This is a genomic window from Klebsiella sp. 141198 (genome assembly GCF_050600785.1).
Classification (GTDB): Bacteria; Pseudomonadota; Gammaproteobacteria; order Enterobacterales; family Enterobacteriaceae; genus Klebsiella; species Klebsiella aerogenes.
On sequence record NZ_JAQIRM010000001.1, the window covers coordinates 639,615 to 659,780 of the forward strand.

The 20,166-nt window shown below is 47.9% G+C and carries 16 protein-coding genes and 3 pseudogenes; 7 read left to right on the plus strand and 12 right to left on the minus strand.

Annotated features, from left to right (window positions below):
* Positions 1-417 precede the first annotated feature (417 nt).
* The 4 genes and pseudogenes from PGR10_RS03150 to PGR10_RS03165 form a co-directional block, all read left to right on the plus strand.
* A pseudogene (locus tag PGR10_RS03150) lies at positions 418-603 on the plus strand (site-specific integrase); the annotation flags it as partial.
* Positions 593-2,143 (plus strand): site-specific integrase, encoded by a 1,551-nt coding sequence (locus tag PGR10_RS03155; protein WP_375547238.1) that lies wholly within the window; start codon positions 593-595, stop codon positions 2,141-2,143. The pseudogene PGR10_RS03150 and the gene PGR10_RS03155, both read left to right, overlap by 11 nt.
* Complete coding sequence (locus tag PGR10_RS03160; RefSeq protein WP_430922918.1) at positions 2,140-4,503, plus strand: hypothetical protein; 2,364 nt, start codon at positions 2,140-2,142, stop codon at positions 4,501-4,503. The genes PGR10_RS03155 and PGR10_RS03160 overlap by 4 nt, the downstream gene beginning before the upstream one ends.
* Positions 4,503-4,946: a hypothetical protein gene (locus PGR10_RS03165; RefSeq protein WP_077272010.1), complete on the plus strand. Its 444-nt coding sequence runs from the start codon at positions 4,503-4,505 to the stop codon at positions 4,944-4,946. Before PGR10_RS03160 ends, PGR10_RS03165 begins: the two co-directional genes overlap by 1 nt.
* A 229-nt stretch (positions 4,947-5,175) precedes the next feature.
* Here PGR10_RS03165 and PGR10_RS03170 read toward each other — a convergent pair whose 3' ends face one another.
* From PGR10_RS03170 to PGR10_RS03180, 3 genes and pseudogenes are all read right to left on the minus strand, one after another.
* Complete coding sequence (locus tag PGR10_RS03170) at positions 5,176-5,271, minus strand: DUF1778 domain-containing protein (RefSeq protein ID WP_430922919.1); 96 nt, start codon at positions 5,269-5,271, stop codon at positions 5,176-5,178.
* Positions 5,272-6,535: 1,264 nt separating this feature from the next.
* Positions 6,536-9,749, minus strand: a pseudogene (locus tag PGR10_RS03175) (AAA domain-containing protein); the annotation flags it as partial.
* Between the two features lie 80 nt (positions 9,750-9,829).
* Positions 9,830-10,395 (minus strand): annotated as a pseudogene (locus PGR10_RS03180) (phosphoglucomutase, alpha-D-glucose phosphate-specific); the annotation flags it as partial.
* 137 nt (positions 10,396-10,532) lie between these two features.
* On the opposite strand from PGR10_RS03180, the gene PGR10_RS03185 reads away from it, so the two are divergent.
* Complete coding sequence (locus PGR10_RS03185) at positions 10,533-10,910, plus strand: VOC family protein (RefSeq protein WP_430922920.1); 378 nt, start codon at positions 10,533-10,535, stop codon at positions 10,908-10,910.
* 57 nt (positions 10,911-10,967) lie between these two features.
* Here the strand turns inward: PGR10_RS03185 and PGR10_RS03190 are convergent, their stop codons facing one another.
* Positions 10,968-11,291 (minus strand): gamma-glutamylcyclotransferase family protein, encoded by a 324-nt coding sequence (locus PGR10_RS03190; protein WP_430923104.1) that lies wholly within the window; start codon positions 11,289-11,291, stop codon positions 10,968-10,970.
* 116 nt (positions 11,292-11,407) lie between these two features.
* On the opposite strand from PGR10_RS03190, the gene gcvA reads away from it, so the two are divergent.
* Positions 11,408-12,310 (plus strand): transcriptional regulator GcvA, encoded by a 903-nt coding sequence (gene gcvA, locus PGR10_RS03195; protein ID WP_430922922.1) that lies wholly within the window; start codon positions 11,408-11,410, stop codon positions 12,308-12,310.
* 128 nt (positions 12,311-12,438) lie between these two features.
* On the opposite strand, the gene arsC is transcribed toward gcvA, so the two are convergent.
* The 3 genes from arsC to PGR10_RS03210 are packed head-to-tail and all read right to left on the minus strand — an operon-like array spanning position 12,439 to position 14,531.
* Positions 12,439-12,864 carry a glutaredoxin-dependent arsenate reductase gene (gene arsC / locus PGR10_RS03200; protein WP_047041439.1) on the minus strand — a complete coding sequence of 142 codons (426 nt, stop codon included), beginning with the start codon at positions 12,862-12,864 and terminating at the stop codon, positions 12,439-12,441.
* Positions 12,865-12,876: 12 nt separating this feature from the next.
* Positions 12,877-14,166, minus strand: a complete 1,290-nt coding sequence (locus tag PGR10_RS03205; protein ID WP_047041442.1) for an arsenic transporter — start codon at positions 14,164-14,166, stop codon at positions 12,877-12,879.
* Positions 14,167-14,210: 44 nt separating this feature from the next.
* A complete protein-coding gene (locus PGR10_RS03210; protein ID WP_047052019.1) occupies positions 14,211-14,531 on the minus strand; it encodes a transcriptional regulator in 321 nt (106 codons plus the stop codon).
* Between the two features lie 85 nt (positions 14,532-14,616).
* Between PGR10_RS03210 and arsH the strand changes: the two genes are divergently transcribed.
* Positions 14,617-15,315: an arsenical resistance protein ArsH gene (gene arsH, locus PGR10_RS03215; protein WP_047052018.1), complete on the plus strand. Its 699-nt coding sequence runs from the start codon at positions 14,617-14,619 to the stop codon at positions 15,313-15,315.
* Between the two features lie 224 nt (positions 15,316-15,539).
* Here the strand turns inward: arsH and PGR10_RS03220 are convergent, their stop codons facing one another.
* The 5 genes from PGR10_RS03220 to PGR10_RS03240 all read right to left on the minus strand — a co-directional run bounded on the left by PGR10_RS03220 (position 15,540) and on the right by PGR10_RS03240 (position 20,122).
* Positions 15,540-16,667: an NADH-dependent flavin oxidoreductase gene (locus tag PGR10_RS03220; RefSeq protein ID WP_430922923.1), complete on the minus strand. Its 1,128-nt coding sequence runs from the start codon at positions 16,665-16,667 to the stop codon at positions 15,540-15,542.
* Between the two features lie 39 nt (positions 16,668-16,706).
* Positions 16,707-17,540 carry an SDR family NAD(P)-dependent oxidoreductase gene (locus PGR10_RS03225; RefSeq protein WP_430922924.1) on the minus strand — a complete coding sequence of 278 codons (834 nt, stop codon included), beginning with the start codon at positions 17,538-17,540 and terminating at the stop codon, positions 16,707-16,709.
* Positions 17,541-17,612: 72 nt separating this feature from the next.
* Entirely contained in the window at positions 17,613-18,251 is a 639-nt protein-coding gene (locus PGR10_RS03230; protein ID WP_430923106.1) for an SDR family oxidoreductase, read from the minus strand.
* Between the two features lie 18 nt (positions 18,252-18,269).
* The gene (locus PGR10_RS03235) at positions 18,270-19,202 is read right to left on the minus strand and encodes an alpha/beta hydrolase (protein ID WP_079791412.1); all 933 of its coding nucleotides are present in this window, start codon (positions 19,200-19,202) and stop codon (positions 18,270-18,272) included.
* Positions 19,199-20,122: an alpha/beta hydrolase gene (locus PGR10_RS03240; RefSeq protein WP_430922925.1), complete on the minus strand. Its 924-nt coding sequence runs from the start codon at positions 20,120-20,122 to the stop codon at positions 19,199-19,201. Before PGR10_RS03240 ends, PGR10_RS03235 begins: the two co-directional genes overlap by 4 nt.
* Positions 20,123-20,166 lie beyond the last annotated feature (44 nt).

Genomic DNA, 20,166 nt, shown 5'->3' on the forward strand with positions numbered 1-20,166 from the left:
GCCGACGCCATGGGAAAAAAGCGACATGTCAGGGTGAGGATATCAAAGGCTGGAAGTTAATCGAAACAGGAAGAACAACGATAGATGACTGTCAGTACGAGATTGGAACCAGCGCAGGCCAGCAATAACCAAAGCAAATCCACACGGCAAACGCCGTTATCTACCACAATCAATTTTGGTGCGCATAATGTATATTATGTTAAATAACCTTCATGGGTAGTTTACTTCATGGTTTTTTGGTACAACCACAGAAATCAGCATGTTGTGAATTTTGAGGTACCTCCCTTTTATTCCGTTATGTCTGTCGTACATACACGGCATACATGGGCTTACTTAACTATGAAGAAATTATATAATTTACAAAATAAAAAACTCAATGACTCTGGTAATAATCTTGTCAAAAACTCACTTTCAATGGGGCGAATGGATGAGGTAAAAGAGGCTCTCCGTTTGCTTGGCGGTTGGAGTATAAAAAGCCAAATGCCTGATCTTTATGCCAAAAGATTTTTATCTGAGCAAGCTAATGCAGCAAATATCCAGCGATTATTTCAACATGACTCTGATATAGATTTCTTAACAAAGGAGTTGTTTAATGGATGTTAAGCCTAATATACTGCTCCCGCAAGGTTCTGAAATGTATGATGAGAACCTCTCTTCAAAATTAAAATCTTTATTTATTCCCGAGAAAATTTTTTTGAAATCCAGCAGTGATTTTGATGATAAGCATATTAATAATGAGGGGGATAAGTGGGTTTTTTATTATTCAGGAAGTAAGCGGTACGTATATTTTAAGCTTGATGACTTAACAAACACGCTCTTGAAGTATTTTTGTTTTAAATATGCGTCAACAATGTTCCCAACTTTCTTGCCAGTACTGTCATATCAATGGGCACAAGCCTTCAGCTACTGCAGAGGGAATGGTGGTTTTACATTACATATATTGCGACAGTTTTTAGAAAACGATGCACTCAATGCCAGATCCTTCTATTTTATATTATTCGGGTTGAAGATCCTTTGTTCTGAAGAGTTCCCTGGATTCACTTTGGAAGACTATGAGGACCTTGAGTTTATTCCTAGACCAAATGCATATAACTGGGAGATTTATAAGGACATTGACAATCTCCTCGACCCTTTTGAAAAAAACATGATAAGCAAAGGTTTATTTGAAATGGCAACGGCATTGGCCAGAGGGAAGTCTTATGATATCAGAGAGTTAAAACAAGCCACAATACTCGGGTTAAGTTATGTCACTGGTGCTCGTCCTGTGCAGCTGGCAAAGCTAGCTGTTCGAGACTTGCGTATTGATACATATAACACTAATACTGGGCTAATTCGATATAGCATTCTACTACCCTACGTCAAACAAAGACGCCTTACGACCGAGCGTTTACTGCTGGCTATTCCGCCGGAAATTGGTGCATTAATCAAGCATTATGTGGACAGAGCTCAGTTATTATCTAATGACAAAATGTTCGACATGGGGGGGGACGCCCCTGCTTTTGTCTCTCAGTCTATTAGACAAACCATTCTAAACTTCAGCCCCCCTGATTATCAAAATGCCGTAGCTCGCGGAGAAGCAGCTCCGCCATCAATCACACCAACTGATCTACGCCACAACGTTGGTCACTCGTTGGCTATGCATGGCGTCAGTGCGGAGGAAATTGCTCATATTCTCGGCCATTCATCTGTAGTTGTAGCAAAACATTACATCCTGGCGACGCCAGCTTTGGCATTGATTCGCGCTAAAGCTCTCGGTTCTAACCCCGTATGGCAAAATATGGTAGCTATGATGCTGACAGGTAAGTTGGTCCCTTCAAAGGAATGGTTAGGTCGACGTGTAGTTGGCATGGTTGGAGATCGATTGCACTATGAGATTGGTGGTTGTGCGAGAACCGATGACGAATGCCCTTTCTGTGAAGTCCGTTGCTGCTATGGTTGCCTATATTACCGCCCTTTCCTTGATGGCCATCACCAGGATGTATTAGATAGCATCTCTAAAGAAGTCGATGAGCTGATAGCTGTGTCAGATAGTGTCGGCAATGCTCACAATCCACTAATTTCTATCCACGAGACGACGCAAATAGAAATAAAGTCAGTGATTGCCCGTTGTCATTTGCATAAAGTCAGAGGTTGTGGGAAATGAAAAAAAATGTAGAGAATTTTGACACTTTTATCCTAGAGCAGAAAGCTTGGTTCGAAAAGAATCTGGCAGCAGATTTTGCAGAATCATGGGATAGCGTTGTCTGGATATGTGGAAAAAAAGGTTCCGGCTGGCTACGTGGTAATGGTGTTAATGTATTGCGATTTGATGAGATTAACCGGCTAAAAGGAATCGACGAACACCATACTGTATCCGATACTTATCAGTTGTTTATGAAAGCCATACTGGTACTCGTCTATCGAGGCAGAAATCGCAGCATTTCCCCTGCAGTTGCTGTTGCAACTCTGATTATTATGAAACGCTGGTACTGCGCGCTGATTAAATTAACCGGGCAAACTCATCCAATCTATCTGACTACAGATGTTGTACGTAGTGCGATGGATACTATGAGTGCAGCATCCAAGCCAGGTGATCCTAACATAGCCAACTATAAGGGGCGTTGCGTTAAGATTGTAAAATTAGTAAATCATCACGCTTTCACATTGGTAACGCTACAATATGTGTCAGACGAAAATTATACTAACCGGACCAATTTGACCCGGAAAGCCCGGGAAACAATAGCCCTCAAACACAAGGACAGACTGGATGATACAGCCACTGATGGTGACGATGCACTTATTACAATTCGAGGATTCCTCAATATCGTGTCACTTATCAAGTGTGTAGAAAGCGGCACTGAAAAGATAGTGCTCAATTGCCTTCTGCTACTCATCATCACGGGTTTTCGGTCCGTTGAAGCATTCAATCTTAGGCAGGATGCGTTGGTCAAACGAAAGATAGAAAACTCTGACATCAGCAGACGTCTACGCGATAAAGGGTTGCCGGATTATTTTCTTGGCATTCGCTATGTTGGTGTTAAGGGCGCTGGTGAGCGAACACATTGGGTCGAACCCTTAGCTGTTCCTTTAGTTGAAAACATATTCAAATCGGTTAAGTCGCTAACATTTGAGTTACGAAAGCATCTCACAAACTTACGTTCAAAAGGATTTGCTGATTATTTACCGGAGGCGATCAATGATATTGCAGGTGAACTTGTTGAACTTGATGATATTGTAGAACACATAGCCCAATCCTCATCAGAGCTTCGGGGTCGTGCCGGATTACGTGATAAAGCATCAAAAGCGTTAGCGAAACGAGGCTGTATGCCGGTTGAAGTCATTCTCTTTCCAGGCAATGAAAAAAGGAAATACTATTCAAAATCAGACCTTAATCTTTACCTTAAAAATGAATTTGGTGATAGCAGCGCAAATACTCCCTGTACTCACGCATGGGTAGAAAATGGCAAAAGATTTGAGATTATGTATGAGGATTTATTGTTCCTTTACCCCAAAGGGACTATGACGTTAAAAAGATCATTGGGGCTAAAAGCAACACCTCTACCACTGAGTAATGCTGGCGTAAACCAGTTTCTCGGTAATGTAGACGGCTATGCTTCGGTCTTCAGTAAATACAGACTTCTCGAAGATGACGGTCGCCCTACCCAGCTTCGCACTCACATTCCTCGTCACAATATAAACACTTTTCTCGCTATTGCTGAAATTTCAGACCACTTACAAGCCATGTTGATGGGGCGTGTTGATATTACTCAAAATAAGTATTACCAGCATCTGGCTCTTAAGGAACGTCGAAAGACTGCTTCTCTTATTCCGTTAGTTCCGATCGTACAGGAGCAGACGACACTAACTGCTATTGACGCAGATACACCGCTCGATGTGGTAAAAAAAAGTGGTATGATGGTATTTAGCAGCACGAAGAATATGGAAACCAATATAAAGGCGAATCTGCATTCCTTCGATAATCGTGACGATGTTGCAGGATTCATTGAAGCGTCGTTAGGCGATGGATTATTCGAAGACATAGCCGCTGCGTTCGAGGATATCAGTAAAAATGAAGGGCCATCGCAAGCGTCCGAAATGGTGCAAAGGCACGCGGTACTGCATCCATTGAAATTGGGCTCCTGCATGAGAGATGTAAATTTGTGGGGATGTCCTTATCGAATGAAGTGTCAGGCATTGAAGCCCTGTGAGCATTTCACTTTAACAGGTCGTATTGATGAGTACTCTACTGTTGAAGCCAAAGGTCGGGCATTAAACGAGGCTACGCTTGTTTTTAAACAGTATACCGCAGCCCTTCCGGGCAACCAGCTAATGCAAGGCAATATCGAAGAAAATCTAGCACAACTAGATGCCTTAACTAAGCAATTACGCAATCGCTCAAACTCGCTGCAAGTAATCCCCTCTCAGGTGGTCCTGTCCGGAGAGATAAAAGTAGAAGGTGAAATTCGTACTCTGGCTCAACTATTTTCCCTAGAGTACCAAAAAATCAAACAAGGAGACGACTGATGCGTGGTAAAGAATTGGATACTCAGATTGAGCATGAGCTCCAGCTGATGTTGATCGAAGGGTTTGATAAATCTCCTATCTCAGCTAAAAGCTTACATTCCAGACTTAAATCAAAAGGCATCATCAATGGTGGCTTAAGTACATTAAGTAGCATTCAACGAAAGCGTCTTATTGCAGCCTATATCGATCAACAACTGTCCTCTTTAAATCTTCGCCCTAAGGAAAAGCAGCAGTATGTGAATCGTAAGACTCGTCAGGCTCTTCTTGGTCGTAATCAGCAGCTACAGGTAGAGAATAAAGAGCTTCGCGAACAGCTCGCACAGAATACCCTCTCATTGATTGAAATTGTTAAAGCAGTAAAATTAAATACGGTTATACCAGTAGAGAGCCTTCTTGCTCCTCACTTGATCAGGGAGTTACACGAAAGAAAAAAGGATCAATAATCTGATATAGCAATAATTTTGCGCTTCGAACGCATGAATAAATGCCATGCGCTATTCTAAAATGAGCATGGCAAATTTCACCCTCTATTTTTGTCTATAATTTCAAAGGCTTGCTTTAAGCTCAATGCTTGGTTGAGTATATTGCATCATTTTAATACTGCACTTTCATTACCTTCAAAAATCGCGATAACCTGCAGAAGTAGGTCATGTTTTGTCAATATGTATTATTCTAATGCTCAATAATTTCCACCGCACACTCATAAGCACATCGAAAAATAAACTTCGAAACAGTCTCACCAGCGATTGCAGCTGCTTCCTCAATCATTTCAAAGAATTACTGGGTAATGTAATAGATATACTCTCATGCATCATCTCCCCACCGTCTTTTAATCTTGCAAATAGCATGATATATCAATTTCAGGCGGCACCCAGAAAGGAAGAAAGACAATAGGCAATAGTTCTGTTGAGTATAAATAATAATCATAAGCAAAATTACCTTTCCAATCATTGCATGGGACAACAGCATAGCCTTTATGAAACTTAACCTTTTCCCAATTAAGAAAGGATGGATGCCGTCGTTCGATTCTAATCACATTTCGCTTCCGATTAACCGCCTTAAGAAATTGAATCTCATCATACATTGGCAAATGTTGGCATGATGAGGATTTATAGATAACATTTAACCATCTCTTATTTCTTTTTATTAATTTTCTTTTCATATCACAACACTAATTATTCAACTGATAAGTTCTTAGTTATGGTGTTACAGTATATGCAACTTTTGATGCCTTGATAATATAAAAAATAAATTATTTTAAAAAGAAAGTAAAAAAACTGATGTGAGGAAAAAAGAGTGCGCAAAATCTCCGAGGTAGAGATCTCCCCAGAAATTTTTGCCCGCATACTTTCCTGTATTGATGCAAACTTAGGTGCGAAAAAGAAAACATGATGAACATAAATCTCTTCACATTTTTACATCATGGCAAAACCTTTTTTAATTATTCGGTAGTTTCATGAATAAAAGCTCTCCGGATTTCTTCTGCGTCCTGCGATTCGGGACACAGGGGATCCATGTTATGTGAACTGACAAAGCACTTTCCCAGTGATTTTGGTTAACCAGAAATCATTGGTGCCGTACAATGTGGTAGATACTGTAAATAGTTCACCACTTTATAACAGCTAAAAACAACCCCCTTGTTCGCAGCATCACCTCATATTCTAATGGCCAATACTTCCTAAAGATGAATTTTCCCCGAACCACAAACTGGCGCTTATGTATATATGCCAACTTTTAGTTACCAGTTTGGACTGACCCCATGCCCGTAGACAAATTCTGTCCTCACGATGGGGCTGTTCGCCTCCAAGATGACGGTGGCGCCGGGCGGGGTCAGTCCACTTGCCAAATAACAAAAACGGTGTACAGTCAGCGTGCTGCTTCATACAAACACCCTGTTCAACATACCAATGCCCAGTCAAGAACCGGTTTCATGGATAATACGTTCATTGATGTATTGTACTGCCTCGGAGATCGCCATTACACCGTTTACGACATTCGTAACTCCCTGACCTATGATAATTTCTGCCTGCCTCAGATTAAATACTTCGTCATAAGGGTAAATCGCTAGGTTTACCTTAATCCCGCTTGTCCTGTAGAAATGAGGCAGCAATTTTCTCAGAGCATCGGTCGAGGGACTCGGTAAAATGAGCATATTCAAAGTGGCGTTACTTTCCGGGGACTGACTACTCTGGCCACACCAAGGAAACCCGACATTTGGTATAATCGTTGAGCACTCACCTTGTTCCGTGGGCTGTCGAATATGATCCGCAATCATTCTCCCCAACCGCGCGTAATTCATCTGGTAATTAATCACACCAGCACATGTAGTCGGAAGAGTATCACTGAGCTGAACAATCGGTGGACAGTCGCGGGCGCTACCAAACCAGGCTGCCTGCATTATCGCACGTGTTTTCTCGCTATTCTGAGTAATAAATACGTCGGGCGGACTAGTAAGGAAAAAATCAAACGCCACAGTGTGGCACTCCCCCGACCGTGTTGATAAGAAAGTTACTTTCGTAGCCGGGCTCAACGTACAGCATATTCCCTGTATCGCAGTTGTAAAACGCTCGCTATGGGTAAACTCAATTGGTTCGCAAAAAACACCAAGATTGGGTTTTTCCGCCGCCCAGGCTTTCGCCCCCTGGCTTTTTATGTTGCCTCCCAGCACGAGGATAACCACTGCAGCTTCCTTACCCTGTGTTTTATGTACAGTGCCCGTTCTGTCCATCCTGAATCCCAGTCTCTTTGCGATCCGACTAAGCTGCTTAGCGCAATCCCGGAATGGCGAGATCAGAAACACGTCGTCAGGTGTGAGTGAATGCTGATGACGCAACGCCAAAAGTAACTTTTCCACCGCCACCCCTTCCTCCGCTACCCAGTTTCCTTCGCATGTTCTCCCTTTCACATCCAGCCATCCACTTTCAGGAAAATCCGCCAGGCCCGGCTTTTTCCCGTGGACCATGAGCCCGTCATAGGCAATATGGTTACTGATACTGAACATTGGTTCATCACAGCGCCGGTGAACCCGTAATGGACAGCCCACCCAAATCTGTTCAGACTCCGGGTCGGGCAGATAGGTGCCAACATCCATCGTCTGGTCTGCCAGTATCTGTGCTGAGACTTTTCCGGGCCACCAGCAGGAAGGGATCTGATAGTGTTTTGCCAGCACCCCCTCTACAGTGGACGGAATACTGCTGACCGGCTCCAGTTGTTTTGGGTCACCTACCAGAACCGTGCGTTTTGCTCTCCAGATAGCCCCAATCGCATGCTGAGGTTGTGCCTGTCCGGCTTCATCAATCAGCAACCAGCCTATCGCTTCCTGACCTGTATCCCTGAACATCCGGGGCATGGACGCAAAGGTGCTTGATATAACCGGGACGACCAGAGATAAGGAGTCGAGGGTCAGAGCCGCCTGTTTTTCGGTCAGTTTTCGCCCTTTTAACCAGTCCATTGCAAGCCCTATATTGGCGGCCATTTTTACGGGGTTATTTTCAATAAACGCCCGGTGAACGTCTAATGCTGCGATAAACACGTCTTCCCTCGCCTTTCTCCAGCGCTCATGAAGCCATGGTGCTGACAACTCCCTTTGCTCATCTGTTGCATCCCGCTCCGGCCAGGAGGCTCCTAGATCGGATATAGCCTGCTTCAGCAATGTATTATTCTGTTCCTGCTCTTTACAGACCGCCTGACAGTTGCTGATCACCTGAGTGAGCTCACGCTCCAGGCTCCTGAGTTCATAGTCTGCATTATGTTTTTCTAATTGCGCCTGCTGCTGTTCCTGCCGTTGCTGAGTCAACGTCGCCCGCAAAGCATCTGATTCGTCTGTCAGCCGTTGATAACGATCCCACCATGTTTTCGATATCCTCCCCAGCGAAAAGAGATTAGCCAGAAGGCCGGGTTTATTTTTTTCATGCTGGTGGATGCGCTGATCGAGTTCGTCCCGTTCTCCACTGGACAGGGTCAGGGTCATTTCCATCGCGGCGAGTCTGTAGCGCGTTCCGACATTCCTCAATCTGAAGCGTTGCGGTTTGCTTCCTTTCTTCCCATTCTCTTCGTTGTTCTTCGAGCCTCTCAATTTTATTCGTTAGCCCTGAACTGACGACCAGTTGCTGACGCTCGGCTTCCTCCACCGCCTGTGCCTGTTCAAAACGTGTGACAGCCTCAGTCCAGGTCAGTGCAGGCTCTCTGACTTTCCGGGGCGGTCGCAGTAAATTCAGATGGTATTTCAGCCCCTCTCCACGTTCGGGTGAAAACTTCTCAGGAGGTGCTTCATCGCCTTTTTCACTTTTCTGCAGATTTCCCCACCACAGTGTGTTAACGAACTGCTCTCTGTTACTTTTATTGCCCAGTCTTGCCGCCAGAAGCCCCCAGGCAGGCCTGTTAAGTATTACGGTAGCCAGCCCGGCAAAGTAATCGCTGCGATCTGACACATTCTCCGGTACCGCCTCCATCCCGGGGAGCTCAAGTGAGATATTCTCCACGGCTCCGTTATTGGACGATGCAATCACGATGGCACTCCCCGCCAGGGACGGGTGAAGCGAATAATAGGGTATCAGCCTGTCATTGTATTTGAGGCTGTCTTTGGCTTTAAATGCAGAGTCTCCGAGTTTAACCAGTTTACTCGCCCGATCGGTGACGACTGCGGCCACCACATCACGCAGGAGTGTTGTCTTCCCCGTTCCCGGAGGACCATTAACAGCAAAAATACCCGGTTCAGTGTGATTTCTGGTCCAGGTTTCATTGACGGCCAGCTGCTGGCTGAATGCCAGCGGGTACTTTGAAGGCCAGGAGCCAGCTGGTGGCTGTGTGGGCAACAGTTTCTCAAAGGCGAAATCCAGGCCTTCTTCAGTGCGTATATCGAGGCGCTGTTGGTTATCCCGGGTTATCGCCATGATAAAGTCTTTAAAACCGGCTCCACCCCCTCCTTGCCTCCACTCCGCGTCGAGCTTTCGCAGTTCCTGAATGAAAAAACTGTTAATAAGGTCATCGGGCACCGCTTCTTTCTTTTTATTGTCTTTCTTTGCACTGTCTTCCTGGATGACTTTTGCCTTCCTGGTCAGGGAACACTTAACCACACTGACGATTGACGTATCCATGGCTTCTTCCGGAAAATACAGTTTTGCGATGACCAGTTTCTCAAGCGTCTTCAACCATCCTGTATCGGCCTTCTGTCCCTCCTCCTGTAATCGATAAGCCTCAATGTCCACCCACTGCATGAGATGAAGGGTTAGATTATCAAAATCGTAAACACACCCGTTTTAGTTCCTCGCACTTTTTGAGATTTCCGGTGTTTTTGACCCTGGCACTGTTTTCAGGGAGGAGATCACTTAGACAGCGCCGCTTTCAGAATAGACGTCGCGGAAGCCTGAAGACGGTTGTAGCTTGGCGCACCAAAGCGCTCTGCCAGCTAGTCGTAGTGCTCCTGCGGGTTTTTGCCGGTGACTGCGGTGATTTCCGCCGCCAGCAGGCACATGATGATGCCGTCTTTGTCGGTAGACCACTGCGTTCCGTCAAAACGCAGGAACGAGACGCCCGCACTCTCTTCCCCGCCGGAGCCGAAGCTGCCGTCGAACAGGCCGTCAACAAACCATTTAAAGCCCACCGGCACTTCAACCAGCCTGCGGCCGAGGTCGTTCACCACGCGGTCGATCATCGCTGAAGAGACCAGCGTCTTGCCCACCGCCACATCCTGGCCCCACAGCGGGCGATGCTGGAACAGGTAGTAAATCGCCACCGCCAGATAGTGGTTCGGGTTCATCAGCCCGGCCTGCGTGACTATGCCGTGACGGTCATAGTCCGGGCCAGATCGAACTTATCACGCAGTGCCAGCAGGCCCGCCATCGCACACTCCGAAGAGCAGTCCATGCGGATCGCGCCGTCTTTATCGAGATGCTTACAGTCTGCTTTGAGCGAAGAGCAGAATTCTATAAAACAAAGATTTACATCTCGGCTACAATTGTTCTTGTTTAGATAACAAACTAAACTTAATCCTGATTTCGCAATGCATTATTCCATCTGGAGTCTTTTTCTTGATAGATAAACTCGATCATTTAGTACTCACATGCCGCTCAATTGAGCAGTGTATGGATTTCTATACTCGTATTTTGGGTATGGAGGCCGTAATGTTCAGCAATAGCCGTAGGGCTCTTCTTTTTGGTAACCAAAAAATCAATATCCATGAGTATGGTAAGGAGATTGGACCTAAGGCTCACCTGCCAGTACCCGGTTCTCTTGATCTGTGTTTTATCGTGGACAAATCAATCCCCGAGGTTCTGTTACATCTTAAAGGACATAATATTGATGTCCTCGAAGGCCCCGTTACCCGAACAGGTGCAAAAGGTGAAATAATTTCTGTGTATATTCGCGACCCAGATTTAAATCTCATAGAGCTAGCAGTATACAAATAAACGAATTGAAATTTGTAAAAGGCTATCAGGCCCGCTGAATATCGGGCCGAAAGTACATTATTTGAGTATATATATGAAGGATTTAACATTGCAGCCATTAGAGAGAGTGACTTCAACGGGTACCCGTTCATACTCAAAACCTTCGAACTCATCGAGTATGTGCCAGTGAAGATGCAAATTCTCTGACGTGAAAATAAAACCCTGTACACGATTACCGGAATCATCCAACACGATCCCCGGATATCCCATCTCTGTACCCCAACCTTTATCTAATAACGAACCACCAACGTGGCCTTCCTGCCATGTCCCCCCAATCTTTTCAAGAATATGAGCATTAGGTCGGCCAGGACCCAGCGTCCCGTAAACAAACAAGCTTTCCATCATTCCTCCGATTATCGTAAAGCCAATGTGAATGTTCTGTGTGATAATTTTGATTTTCGGACTCTGGCCTGACAAATCATTTGTTCTCACAATACGCGTGAATTATAATCACACGTATGATATTTGATCGCCTCCCTCCATTGCAGACTCTGCGTGCTTTTGAAGCCGCAGCCCGTCTCTCTAGTATGACACTGGCTGCAACAGAGCTGCACGTAACGCATGGCGCGATAAGCCGGCAAATCCGGAAGCTTGAAGAGCATCTGGGGTTAAAACTATTTTTCAGGCTGACCCGACAGATAATACTGACTCAGGAAGGGGCTGAATATCATCGCACTGTTACCCGCCTTTTGAGTGAGTTAATGATGGAATCTGAGCGTCTGCGCAGAAGGAATCCTGCAAAAAGTTTACGTGTCAGTACAACGGTTTCATTTGCCAGCAAGTGGCTGGCACCGCGTCTGAGCCGGTTCAAACAGAGATATCCTGAAGTTGATATTCAGCTGGATGTTACTGACAGTAATGTGGATCTAAATGATGGTCAGATAGATGCAGCCATTCGTTACGGTCTTGGCCATTATCGCGACGTTTCGTATGAGCGTCTCTTTGATGAAACAGTGACCCCCGTCTGTAGCCCGGGTTTTCTTAAAGAACATAATGGTCTGACAGAAATTAAGGAACTTTCAAACTGCGTTCTTCTTCATGAATACAGAATGCTGGCGAACTGGGAGGCATGGTTTGCACTGGCCGGAGAAAAAAAATTTTGCTGCCATCATGGTCCCTTATGGACCCTTGGCAGCATGGCGACTGAGGCCGCTATACGTGGCGAAGGTGTGGCTCTTGGACGCAGTACTCTGGTTGCAGATGATGTAGCAGCTGGAAGGCTTGTTGTTCCGTTTCCGCAATACAAACTTAAGGCTGAGCGGGGATACGATTTAGTTTATCGCTCGGATAATCAGGATTCATTTAAAATACGAATTCTGAGACAGTGGCTCTCTGAAGAAATGAGTTTGCTGGAAGATTGAATGGCCATCTTAAAATAGTTCATTCCTTGCACGGAGCGGACTACCTCACTGAGTGTGAGGTCCGCTATGAGCGAAAAGCGGACGCCCGCATAGCGTAAACAGGCGTCCGATATTTTGAAGTGGGTAGATTAATTAACCCGCTTCCCCGTTTCGTCAATGACCGTCTCGCCATCCTCTTTGATAAACGCTCCTTTCTGGCCTTCCGGTAGAATATCCAACACTATTTCTGAAGGGCGGCAAAGACGAGTGCCAAGCGGCGTAACGACAATCGGCCGATTAATCAGGATCGGATGCTGAAGCATAAAATCAATCAACTGCTCATCAGAAAATTTGTCTTCATCAAGACCCAACTGCTCATAAGGTTCGACGTTCTTACGCAGCAATGCACGTACTGAAATACCCATATCTGAAATCAGTTTGCTAAGTTCATCACGAGTCGGGGGAGTATCGAGATAATAAATAATGGTTGGTTCGTTACCGCTGTTACGGATCATCTCCAGCGTGTTACGTGAGGTGCCACAGGCTGGATTGTGATAGATGGTAATGTTGCTCATATCTGTATCTCATTACAAAGTGATGGAGAGCCGCAACGCCAGCGCGGCCAGAGTGATAAACAGCACGGGCAGAGTCATGATAATGCCGGTGCGGAAGTAATATCCCCAGGTGATCGTCATATTTTTCTGGGCAAGCACATGCAGCCACAGCAGGGTTGCCAGACTGCCTATCGGGGTGATTTTCGGGCCTAAATCACAGCCAATCACATTGGCATAAATCATTGCCTCTTTGACGACGCTAGTCGCCGTACTACCGTCAATCGACAGCGCGCCAATCAGCACCGTCGGCATATTGTTCATCACTGATGAGAGAAATGCCGTCAGAAAGCCGGTGCCGAACGTCGCTGCCCATAACCCCTTGTCTGCCAGCAGATTCAGCACACCAGACAGGTACTCCGTGAGTCCTGCATTGCGCAGGCCATAGACCACGAGGTACATGCCCAGCGAGAAAATAACGATCTGCCATGGCGCACCGCGCAGGACTTTCCCGGTGTTGATGGCATGGCCTCGTTTCGCCACCACAAACAGCACTGCTGCGCCAGCCGTTGCTATCGCACTGACCGGGATCCCCAGCGGCTCCAGAACAAAGAAACCGACAAGCAGCAATAACAGAACAATCCAGCCCGCCCTGAAGGTTGCCGGATCCTTGATTGCACTGGCAGGCTTCTTCAGCAGCGAAACGTCATACGTTGCCGGAATATCCCTGCGGAAGAAGAAATGCAGCATGATCAGCGTGGCCGCAATCGCTGCCGCATCCACGGGGATCATAACGGAAGCGTACTGCGTAAAACCCAGACCGAAGAAGTCCGCCGAGACGATATTAACCAGGTTAGAAACAATGAGTGGCAGGCTGGCCGTATCTGCAATAAATCCTGCAGCCATGACAAAGGCCAGTGTCGTGCCCTGGCTGAACCCCAGTGCGAGCAGCATCGCAATCACAATCGGCGTCAGGATCAGCGCAGCACCATCATTGGCGAACAAAGCAGCGACAGCGGCACCGAGCAACACTATCCAGGTAAACAGCAGGCGACCACGTCCGTTCCCCCAGCGGGAGACGTGCAGTGCGGTCCACTCAAAGAAGCCGGCCTCATCGAGCAGCAGGCTGATGATAATGACAGCAATAAATGCCGCTGTCGCGTTCCAGACGATATTCCAGACAACGGGAATATCAGTGATATGGATGACACCGGTTACTAGCGCCAGCACAGCCCCGATACTCGCACTCCAGCCAATGCTCAAGCCTCTGGGTTGCCAGATCACCAGTATCAGCGTCAGTAAAAATATACTCCCTGCCAAAAGCATCTCAGACTCCGTTATATATGATTATGTAAATGTGTTTTCTTTTCTCAGCATGAGGTGCAGGCTGATTTATCCAGCCATTCACGCACATCCTCCCGCATACACTGCCAGGACGTCGTGATTGTCTCAGCAGCCCATGCCGGTATGTGGGGGGACAGACGATAGTGGATCCATTTGCCTTCACGACGATCCAGAACCAGCCCAGCCTCGCGAAGGATAGCCATATGTCGCGAGACTTTGGGCTGCGATTCGGAAATGGTTGCACAGATATCACAGACGCATAGTTCTCCTGACTCCCGGAGAATCATGATGATGGCGAGCCGGGTTTCATCCGACAGGATTTTGAAAAGCTGAACAGGTTGTAGCATTTTTCACTCCGTTCCCTTTAGAATATATATATGGTAAATCATATATATTAAATTTGAAATCTTCTGATCTCTCCGGAGTAGAAAAATGGAACAATTTCCAGCCCTGAATAGTGAATGCTTTGATCAACACATCGCCGAGCGCCTGCACCTGCACGAGCCGCCGCGGATTCTGATCCTATATGGCTCAGTTAGAGAGCGCTCCTACAGCCGCTTTGCCGCGGAAGAAGCTGGTCGCCTGCTGACGGCGATGGGCGCGGAGGTAAAAATCTTTAACCCCTCAGGTTTACCCCTGCCGGATGATGCACCGGACACGCATCCTAAAGTCACCGAGCTGCGCGGTCTGGTCAGATGGTGTGACGGGATGGTGTGGAGTTCTCCGGAACGGCACGGGGCTATGAGCGCAGTTATGAAGGCGCAGATTGACTGGATACCATTAAGTGAAGGCGCAGTTCGTCCTTCACAGGGAAAAACACTTGCGGTAATGCAGGTCTGCGGTGGTTCCCAGTCCTTCAATGCAGTGAACCAGATGCGTATTCTGGGTCGGTGGATGCGGATGTTTACGATCCCCAACCAGTCCTCCGTAGCCAAGGCATGGCAAGAGTTCGACGAAAACGGCCGAATGAAACCTTCGTCATGGTATGACCGCATCGTCGATGTAGCCGAGGAGCTGTTTAAAATCACACTGCTGCTTAAGGGACAAACCGGTTATCTTGCGGATCGTTACAGCGAGCGAAAAGAGAGCCATCATGAGCTTTCATCCCGTGTCAATCAGGACAAAATATAACGTCTGTTCTTCGTGAATCCATACTGCATGAGCTTAACAACGTCCGCTATTGGCACGAAGCGGACGTGTTAACGAAGCTGAAGGTCCGCTGGGAGCGAGAGGCGGACCTTCTCGCCCTGTACGGATAGAAAGCTACAAATTGATGTTTCATCTTCCAGATAGTTACAGGCAAAACGGTATATTCCAGAATTACATGTACTCAGGTCTGATTACTCAGGTCTTATTTATGTCGGGAACCATCCGGGCGTCTTCTGAATCACTTGCCATAGTTTTTCAGGGATCGCCAGTTCGTCTGAGTGTTGCGACAGGATAAGCGTGTTTTTTACCTTATCCTCATGGCCTGCCTGCACCAGCTCCAACCAGTTGGGATTCATGACAATCGTCCGGCCTAAGGCAACCAGTGACAGTCCGGCCTCCAGAGCCTGTTGAGCCGCCTGTGACGAAGTAATTTTTCCGGCTGCCAGCAAAGGTAAACGCCCATTAAATTGTTCTACAAACCGCGCCAGAATAGTTTCCTTATCCTCACTACCCTGCGGCCGATCGGTCAGTACGTCGTGGAGTGAGATATGGAGATAGTCAATGAGAGTCTCTTTCTCTAACTGACACACCAGAGCCTGGGAGTCATTAATCCGTAATCCTCCTTCTCCGGACTCTTCCGGCGATAACCGGTAACCCAGTAAAAAGGGTTTTCTGGCATGAGTTTCAATAACCCGCCGGACTTCCCGAACGACCTCCAGCGGGAAACGCATCCGGTTTGCTAATGAACCACCCCATTCGTCAGTACGCTGGTTAAACCAGGGGGAGAAGAAGTTCTGGATAAGAAAACCATGTGCGCCGTGCAATTCGACACCATCAAATCCGGCCTCAATTGCGCGGCGAGTGGCTTCGCCGAAGTCATGAATGACATCAAGAATTTCGTCATGTTCCATCGCCCGGCTGGCTTGTTCTCCGCGATTAAAAGGGCCAGCCGGAGCGGCCAGGGCGCTGGCGCTGACCAGCTCTCCACCAGGGATGAGTTCGGGAACCGCTTTATTACCGGCATGAAACAGTTGCAGGATTGCCAGCGCCCCCCCGCTTTTTGCCGCATCAGCCAGTTTCCTCAGACCCGGGATAAAACGATCATCGTAGGCTGCGAATTCATTGGTGAAACCCACTCCGTTTCTCTGAACATGAGCGCATCCCGTTATCACTAATCCCACACCGGTAGCGCGTGCCCGATAATAGTTTACTTCTTCATCTGAAATAGTTTCATCGTCATTAGCGGACCAGGTGGTCATCGGTGCCATAACGACGCGGTTACGCATCCTGAGGCCATTTTTAAACGTGAAGGCCTGGGTTAATAAGTCAGTCATTGTACTCTCGATATTTAAAACATCGGGTGCTTACACCCATTAATCAAAATCGGTTGTATTACTCAGCGCCGCAAATTCGCGTATCTCTTTAATACGGGCTTCCAGCGAAGGCATTACATAACTGATAGCATCATTCCCTATAAGCAGCTGTCGAGGTGGGTTCTCCATTTCAACCACCTGACAAACGACCTGTGCAAGTTTGGCCGGGTCCCCTTGCTGTTGACCATCTGCGGATGCCAGTAACTCACGCGCATCGCCGAAATCGGCATAGTCCTCAATCTTTTTTTCGCCATAGTGGGCCGAACTATTACTGAGAAACTCTGTGCGGAAGAAACCGGGCTCAATCGCGGTGACATGAATACCAAGCGGCGTAACTTCATCGGCAAGTGCCAGGGTCATACCTTCAACGGCAAATTTCGATGCAGAATAGAATGTAGCGTTTGCGACCGCTTTGACACCCGCGATCGAGGACGTATTAATAATGCGTCCGCTACGCTGCTGGCGCATGATCGGTAAGACAGCGCGTAGCACATTGGCCGTGCCGAACACGTTAGTGGCAAACTGCAGCTCTATTTGTTCAGCGGTTGCCTCTTCAAAGCGACCCAGCAGGCAGAATCCTGCGTTGTTAACCAGAACATCAATACGCCCGAAACGGCGAACAGCGGCATCTACAGCAACCTTAGCCTGGTGCTCATCGCGAATATCAAGCTCCAGCAGCGCAATATTCTCCGCCGCTACCGTGCTGAATATTTGGCGTAATTTGTCCATATTACGCCCCGTTGCCACCACACGATCTCCCTGTTGCAAAGCGGCATTCACTATACTGACCCCCATACCGCGGGCAGCCCCGGTTACAAACCAAACACGATTCATCTCAGTTCACCTCGATAAGTTTAAGAACCCGTACTGCAATACAAGCTGTACGGGTAAAAGGGCATGATTGATTTACATAAAGTACGGCTTGTCGCCGTCGGTCCCGGGCTGGTTAACACCGATATTTTCACCGATATGTTTTTCAGGTTTATCAATCATATCGGCGATTAATGCGGCAACGCTTTTGCGGGATACAACCGTGCCTTTGAACGGCTCATTGCGGGTAGTGAGTTCATAATCAATCGTATCTTCATCCGTCAGCCAGGCCGGTCGCAGGATGGTATAATCCAGACCGGAGGCTTCAATCGCATCAGCCGCACGGCGGAATGGCCTGAGAGGTTCGCCAATAGTGGCGTTATTCCACTCGCCGAATTTTCCCGGGACTTCATCATAAATACCGAGAGAAAGGACGAAAATCAGGCGTCTTACGCCACCGGCTTTCATCGCCGCAATCACCGGCTTTGCCTGTAGATCCAAATCCTCCCCGGTCAGATTGGCGTAAACCACATCCTGACCCACCATGGCCTGTTCCAGCGCCGCAGGGTTTAACACATCGCCCATGATAATCCGGCTATTGGCCGGGTGAGGCTGGGTGATTTTTTCTGGCTGACGGGCAAATAACGTCTGTGTGACGCCTGGTTTATCGGCCAGTTGGTCGATAACATGGCGGGCAATCTGCCCGCTGGCGCCAAGTACCAGGACTTTTTGAATGATGTTTTTCACAGGGCATTACTCCAGGTGTTCGGCAAAGAATGGGAGCACTTTTACCATTGCTTCATGAACCGCTTCCGGTTTGTCATACAGTTCGTAATGCGAAAAATCGGCTAATGAGACCAGCTGACGGTCACGCGAGGCTGCAGCCCGGCCATAGATTTCCATCCCGTCACGGTAAGCGCCGAAAGCACCAACTTTTTCACCAACTACCACCATTACTGGCTGAGTCAGAAACACTTCGGCGAAAGCGAAGGCATCCCAGGCCAGCGTTTTCTGCGCATGAGAGAACACCATCCGCGTTGCCCCACCTGGCTGCTGGCCGCGTGGCGTTTTGTAGTAGTCTGTTGCCTCAAATACGTCACGCTCAGTCAGCCCACTGGCCTTCGCCATTTCCGGGCTGGCGGGGAGCAGTTCATTAACCTGAACCTCCCCCCCACGGGCTTCATTTGTACGCTGAGCCGCCATCGCATTCAGCGCGCCAATAGGGTCGTAATTGCTGAAGCCTTCGCGAAAAAGACGGCCGATATTTACGCCGGTGATGCTCACCACGGCTTTAATCCGTTTCTCCGTCAGTGTGGCATTAATGGCATAGCCACCGCCGCCGCAAATACCCAGCACGCCAATCCGTTCAGCATCGACGTAAGGCAGCGTTACGGCGTAATCAATAACCCGACTGATATCTTCCACGCGCTGGGTCGGATCCTCCACCCAGCGTGGAGAGCCGCCGGACTCCCCCTGGAAGCTGGCGTCATAGGCGATCACGACATAGCCTGCTTCAGCCAGCGCTTTTCCGTAGACATTGCCGGACGTCTGCTCCTTACAGCTGCCAAAAGGGTGGACGCTGATAATTGTCGGATACTGTTTTGACTCATCGAACGTAGGTGGAAACTGAACGTTGGCGGCAACATGCCAGGCCATATCGGCATTCTGGATTTGAACATGTTTCATGACAGCGTCTCCTCGAAGAATGGAGCTAATACGGAAACGGCTTCAGCGACGTAGGCTTTACCGTCATACAAATCCATGTGGTTAGCACCTTCGACCATGTGGTACCGCTTGTCCTGGCTTGAGGCGCGATCGTACAGGTCGTCGCTCATCCATTTACTTCCCGCCGCGCTACCCGCAACAATTTGCAGCGGCTGGGTCAGGTAAACCTCCGCCATATGGTAAGCGTCATAGGTAATGATCTGATTGAGGCTTCGCAGCGTGGCGTATCCGGGGGCGGTCGGATACTGTGCCCGTGGCGTATGGTAATACTCCCAGGCCTGGCGCAACTCTTCATTTGGAGCATCAGACTCCTTCATGGGAGCCAGCGGCATGGTGGCATGTGCACCGCTACTGATATCACCGGTACGGGCATTTGAACCCGCCTCAACATACAGCAGCGCATCAATGGATTTCACATTGTTTTCCCAGCCATTTCGGAACATCGAACCGATATTGACGGCGCTGACCGTTCCGATGGATTTGATGCGACGATCCTGAATTGCGGCATTGGCGGTATAGCCTGCACCGGCGCAAATTCCCATTGCGCCAATTCGCGCGGTGTCGACATAAGGCAGTGTAGTCAGGTAATCAATCACTGCGCTGACATCTTCAGTACGGATGTACGGGTTTTCCAGCTGGCGCGGTTCGCCGCCACTTTCGCCCTGATAAGACGCATCGTAAGCTACCGTCACAAACCCTTTTTCTGCCAGCTTTTCGGCATAGGTACCGGCGGTTTGTTCCTTAACGCCGCCCCCCGGATGAGAAACCACAATAGCCGGGTACTTGCGGCTTTCATCAAATGCGGGTGGGAAATAAAGTACAGCGGACAAAGAAATTGTCGGGATATTGCTGTTGGTGAAGCTGATTTTCTGGTTCATCATCCGGTTCCTCATTGGGCTGTCGGTTATCTGTCATGCTTGATGGG

Coding starts and splice junctions, on each gene's coding strand:
- PGR10_RS03155 (WP_375547238.1), top strand. CDS start 593: ATGGATGTTAAGCCTAATATACTGCTCCCGCAAGGTTCTGAAATGTAT.
- PGR10_RS03160 (WP_430922918.1), top strand. CDS start 2,140: ATGAAAAAAAATGTAGAGAATTTTGACACTTTTATCCTAGAGCAGAAA.
- PGR10_RS03165 (WP_077272010.1), top strand. CDS start 4,503: ATGCGTGGTAAAGAATTGGATACTCAGATTGAGCATGAGCTCCAGCTG.
- PGR10_RS03170 (WP_430922919.1), bottom strand. CDS start 5,271: ATGATTGAGGAAGCAGCTGCAATCGCTGGTGAGACTGTTTCGAAGTTT.
- PGR10_RS03190 (WP_430923104.1), bottom strand. CDS start 11,291: ATGGAAAGCTTGTTTGTTTACGGGACGCTGGGTCCTGGCCGACCTAAT.
- gcvA (WP_430922922.1), top strand. CDS start 11,408: ATGATATTTGATCGCCTCCCTCCATTGCAGACTCTGCGTGCTTTTGAA.
- arsC (WP_047041439.1), bottom strand. CDS start 12,864: ATGAGCAACATTACCATCTATCACAATCCAGCCTGTGGCACCTCACGT.
- PGR10_RS03205 (WP_047041442.1), bottom strand. CDS start 14,166: ATGCTTTTGGCAGGGAGTATATTTTTACTGACGCTGATACTGGTGATC.
- PGR10_RS03210 (WP_047052019.1), bottom strand. CDS start 14,531: ATGCTACAACCTGTTCAGCTTTTCAAAATCCTGTCGGATGAAACCCGG.
- arsH (WP_047052018.1), top strand. CDS start 14,617: ATGGAACAATTTCCAGCCCTGAATAGTGAATGCTTTGATCAACACATC.
- PGR10_RS03220 (WP_430922923.1), bottom strand. CDS start 16,667: ATGACTGACTTATTAACCCAGGCCTTCACGTTTAAAAATGGCCTCAGG.
- PGR10_RS03225 (WP_430922924.1), bottom strand. CDS start 17,540: ATGAATCGTGTTTGGTTTGTAACCGGGGCTGCCCGCGGTATGGGGGTC.
- PGR10_RS03235 (WP_079791412.1), bottom strand. CDS start 19,202: ATGAAACATGTTCAAATCCAGAATGCCGATATGGCCTGGCATGTTGCC.
- PGR10_RS03240 (WP_430922925.1), bottom strand. CDS start 20,122: ATGATGAACCAGAAAATCAGCTTCACCAACAGCAATATCCCGACAATT.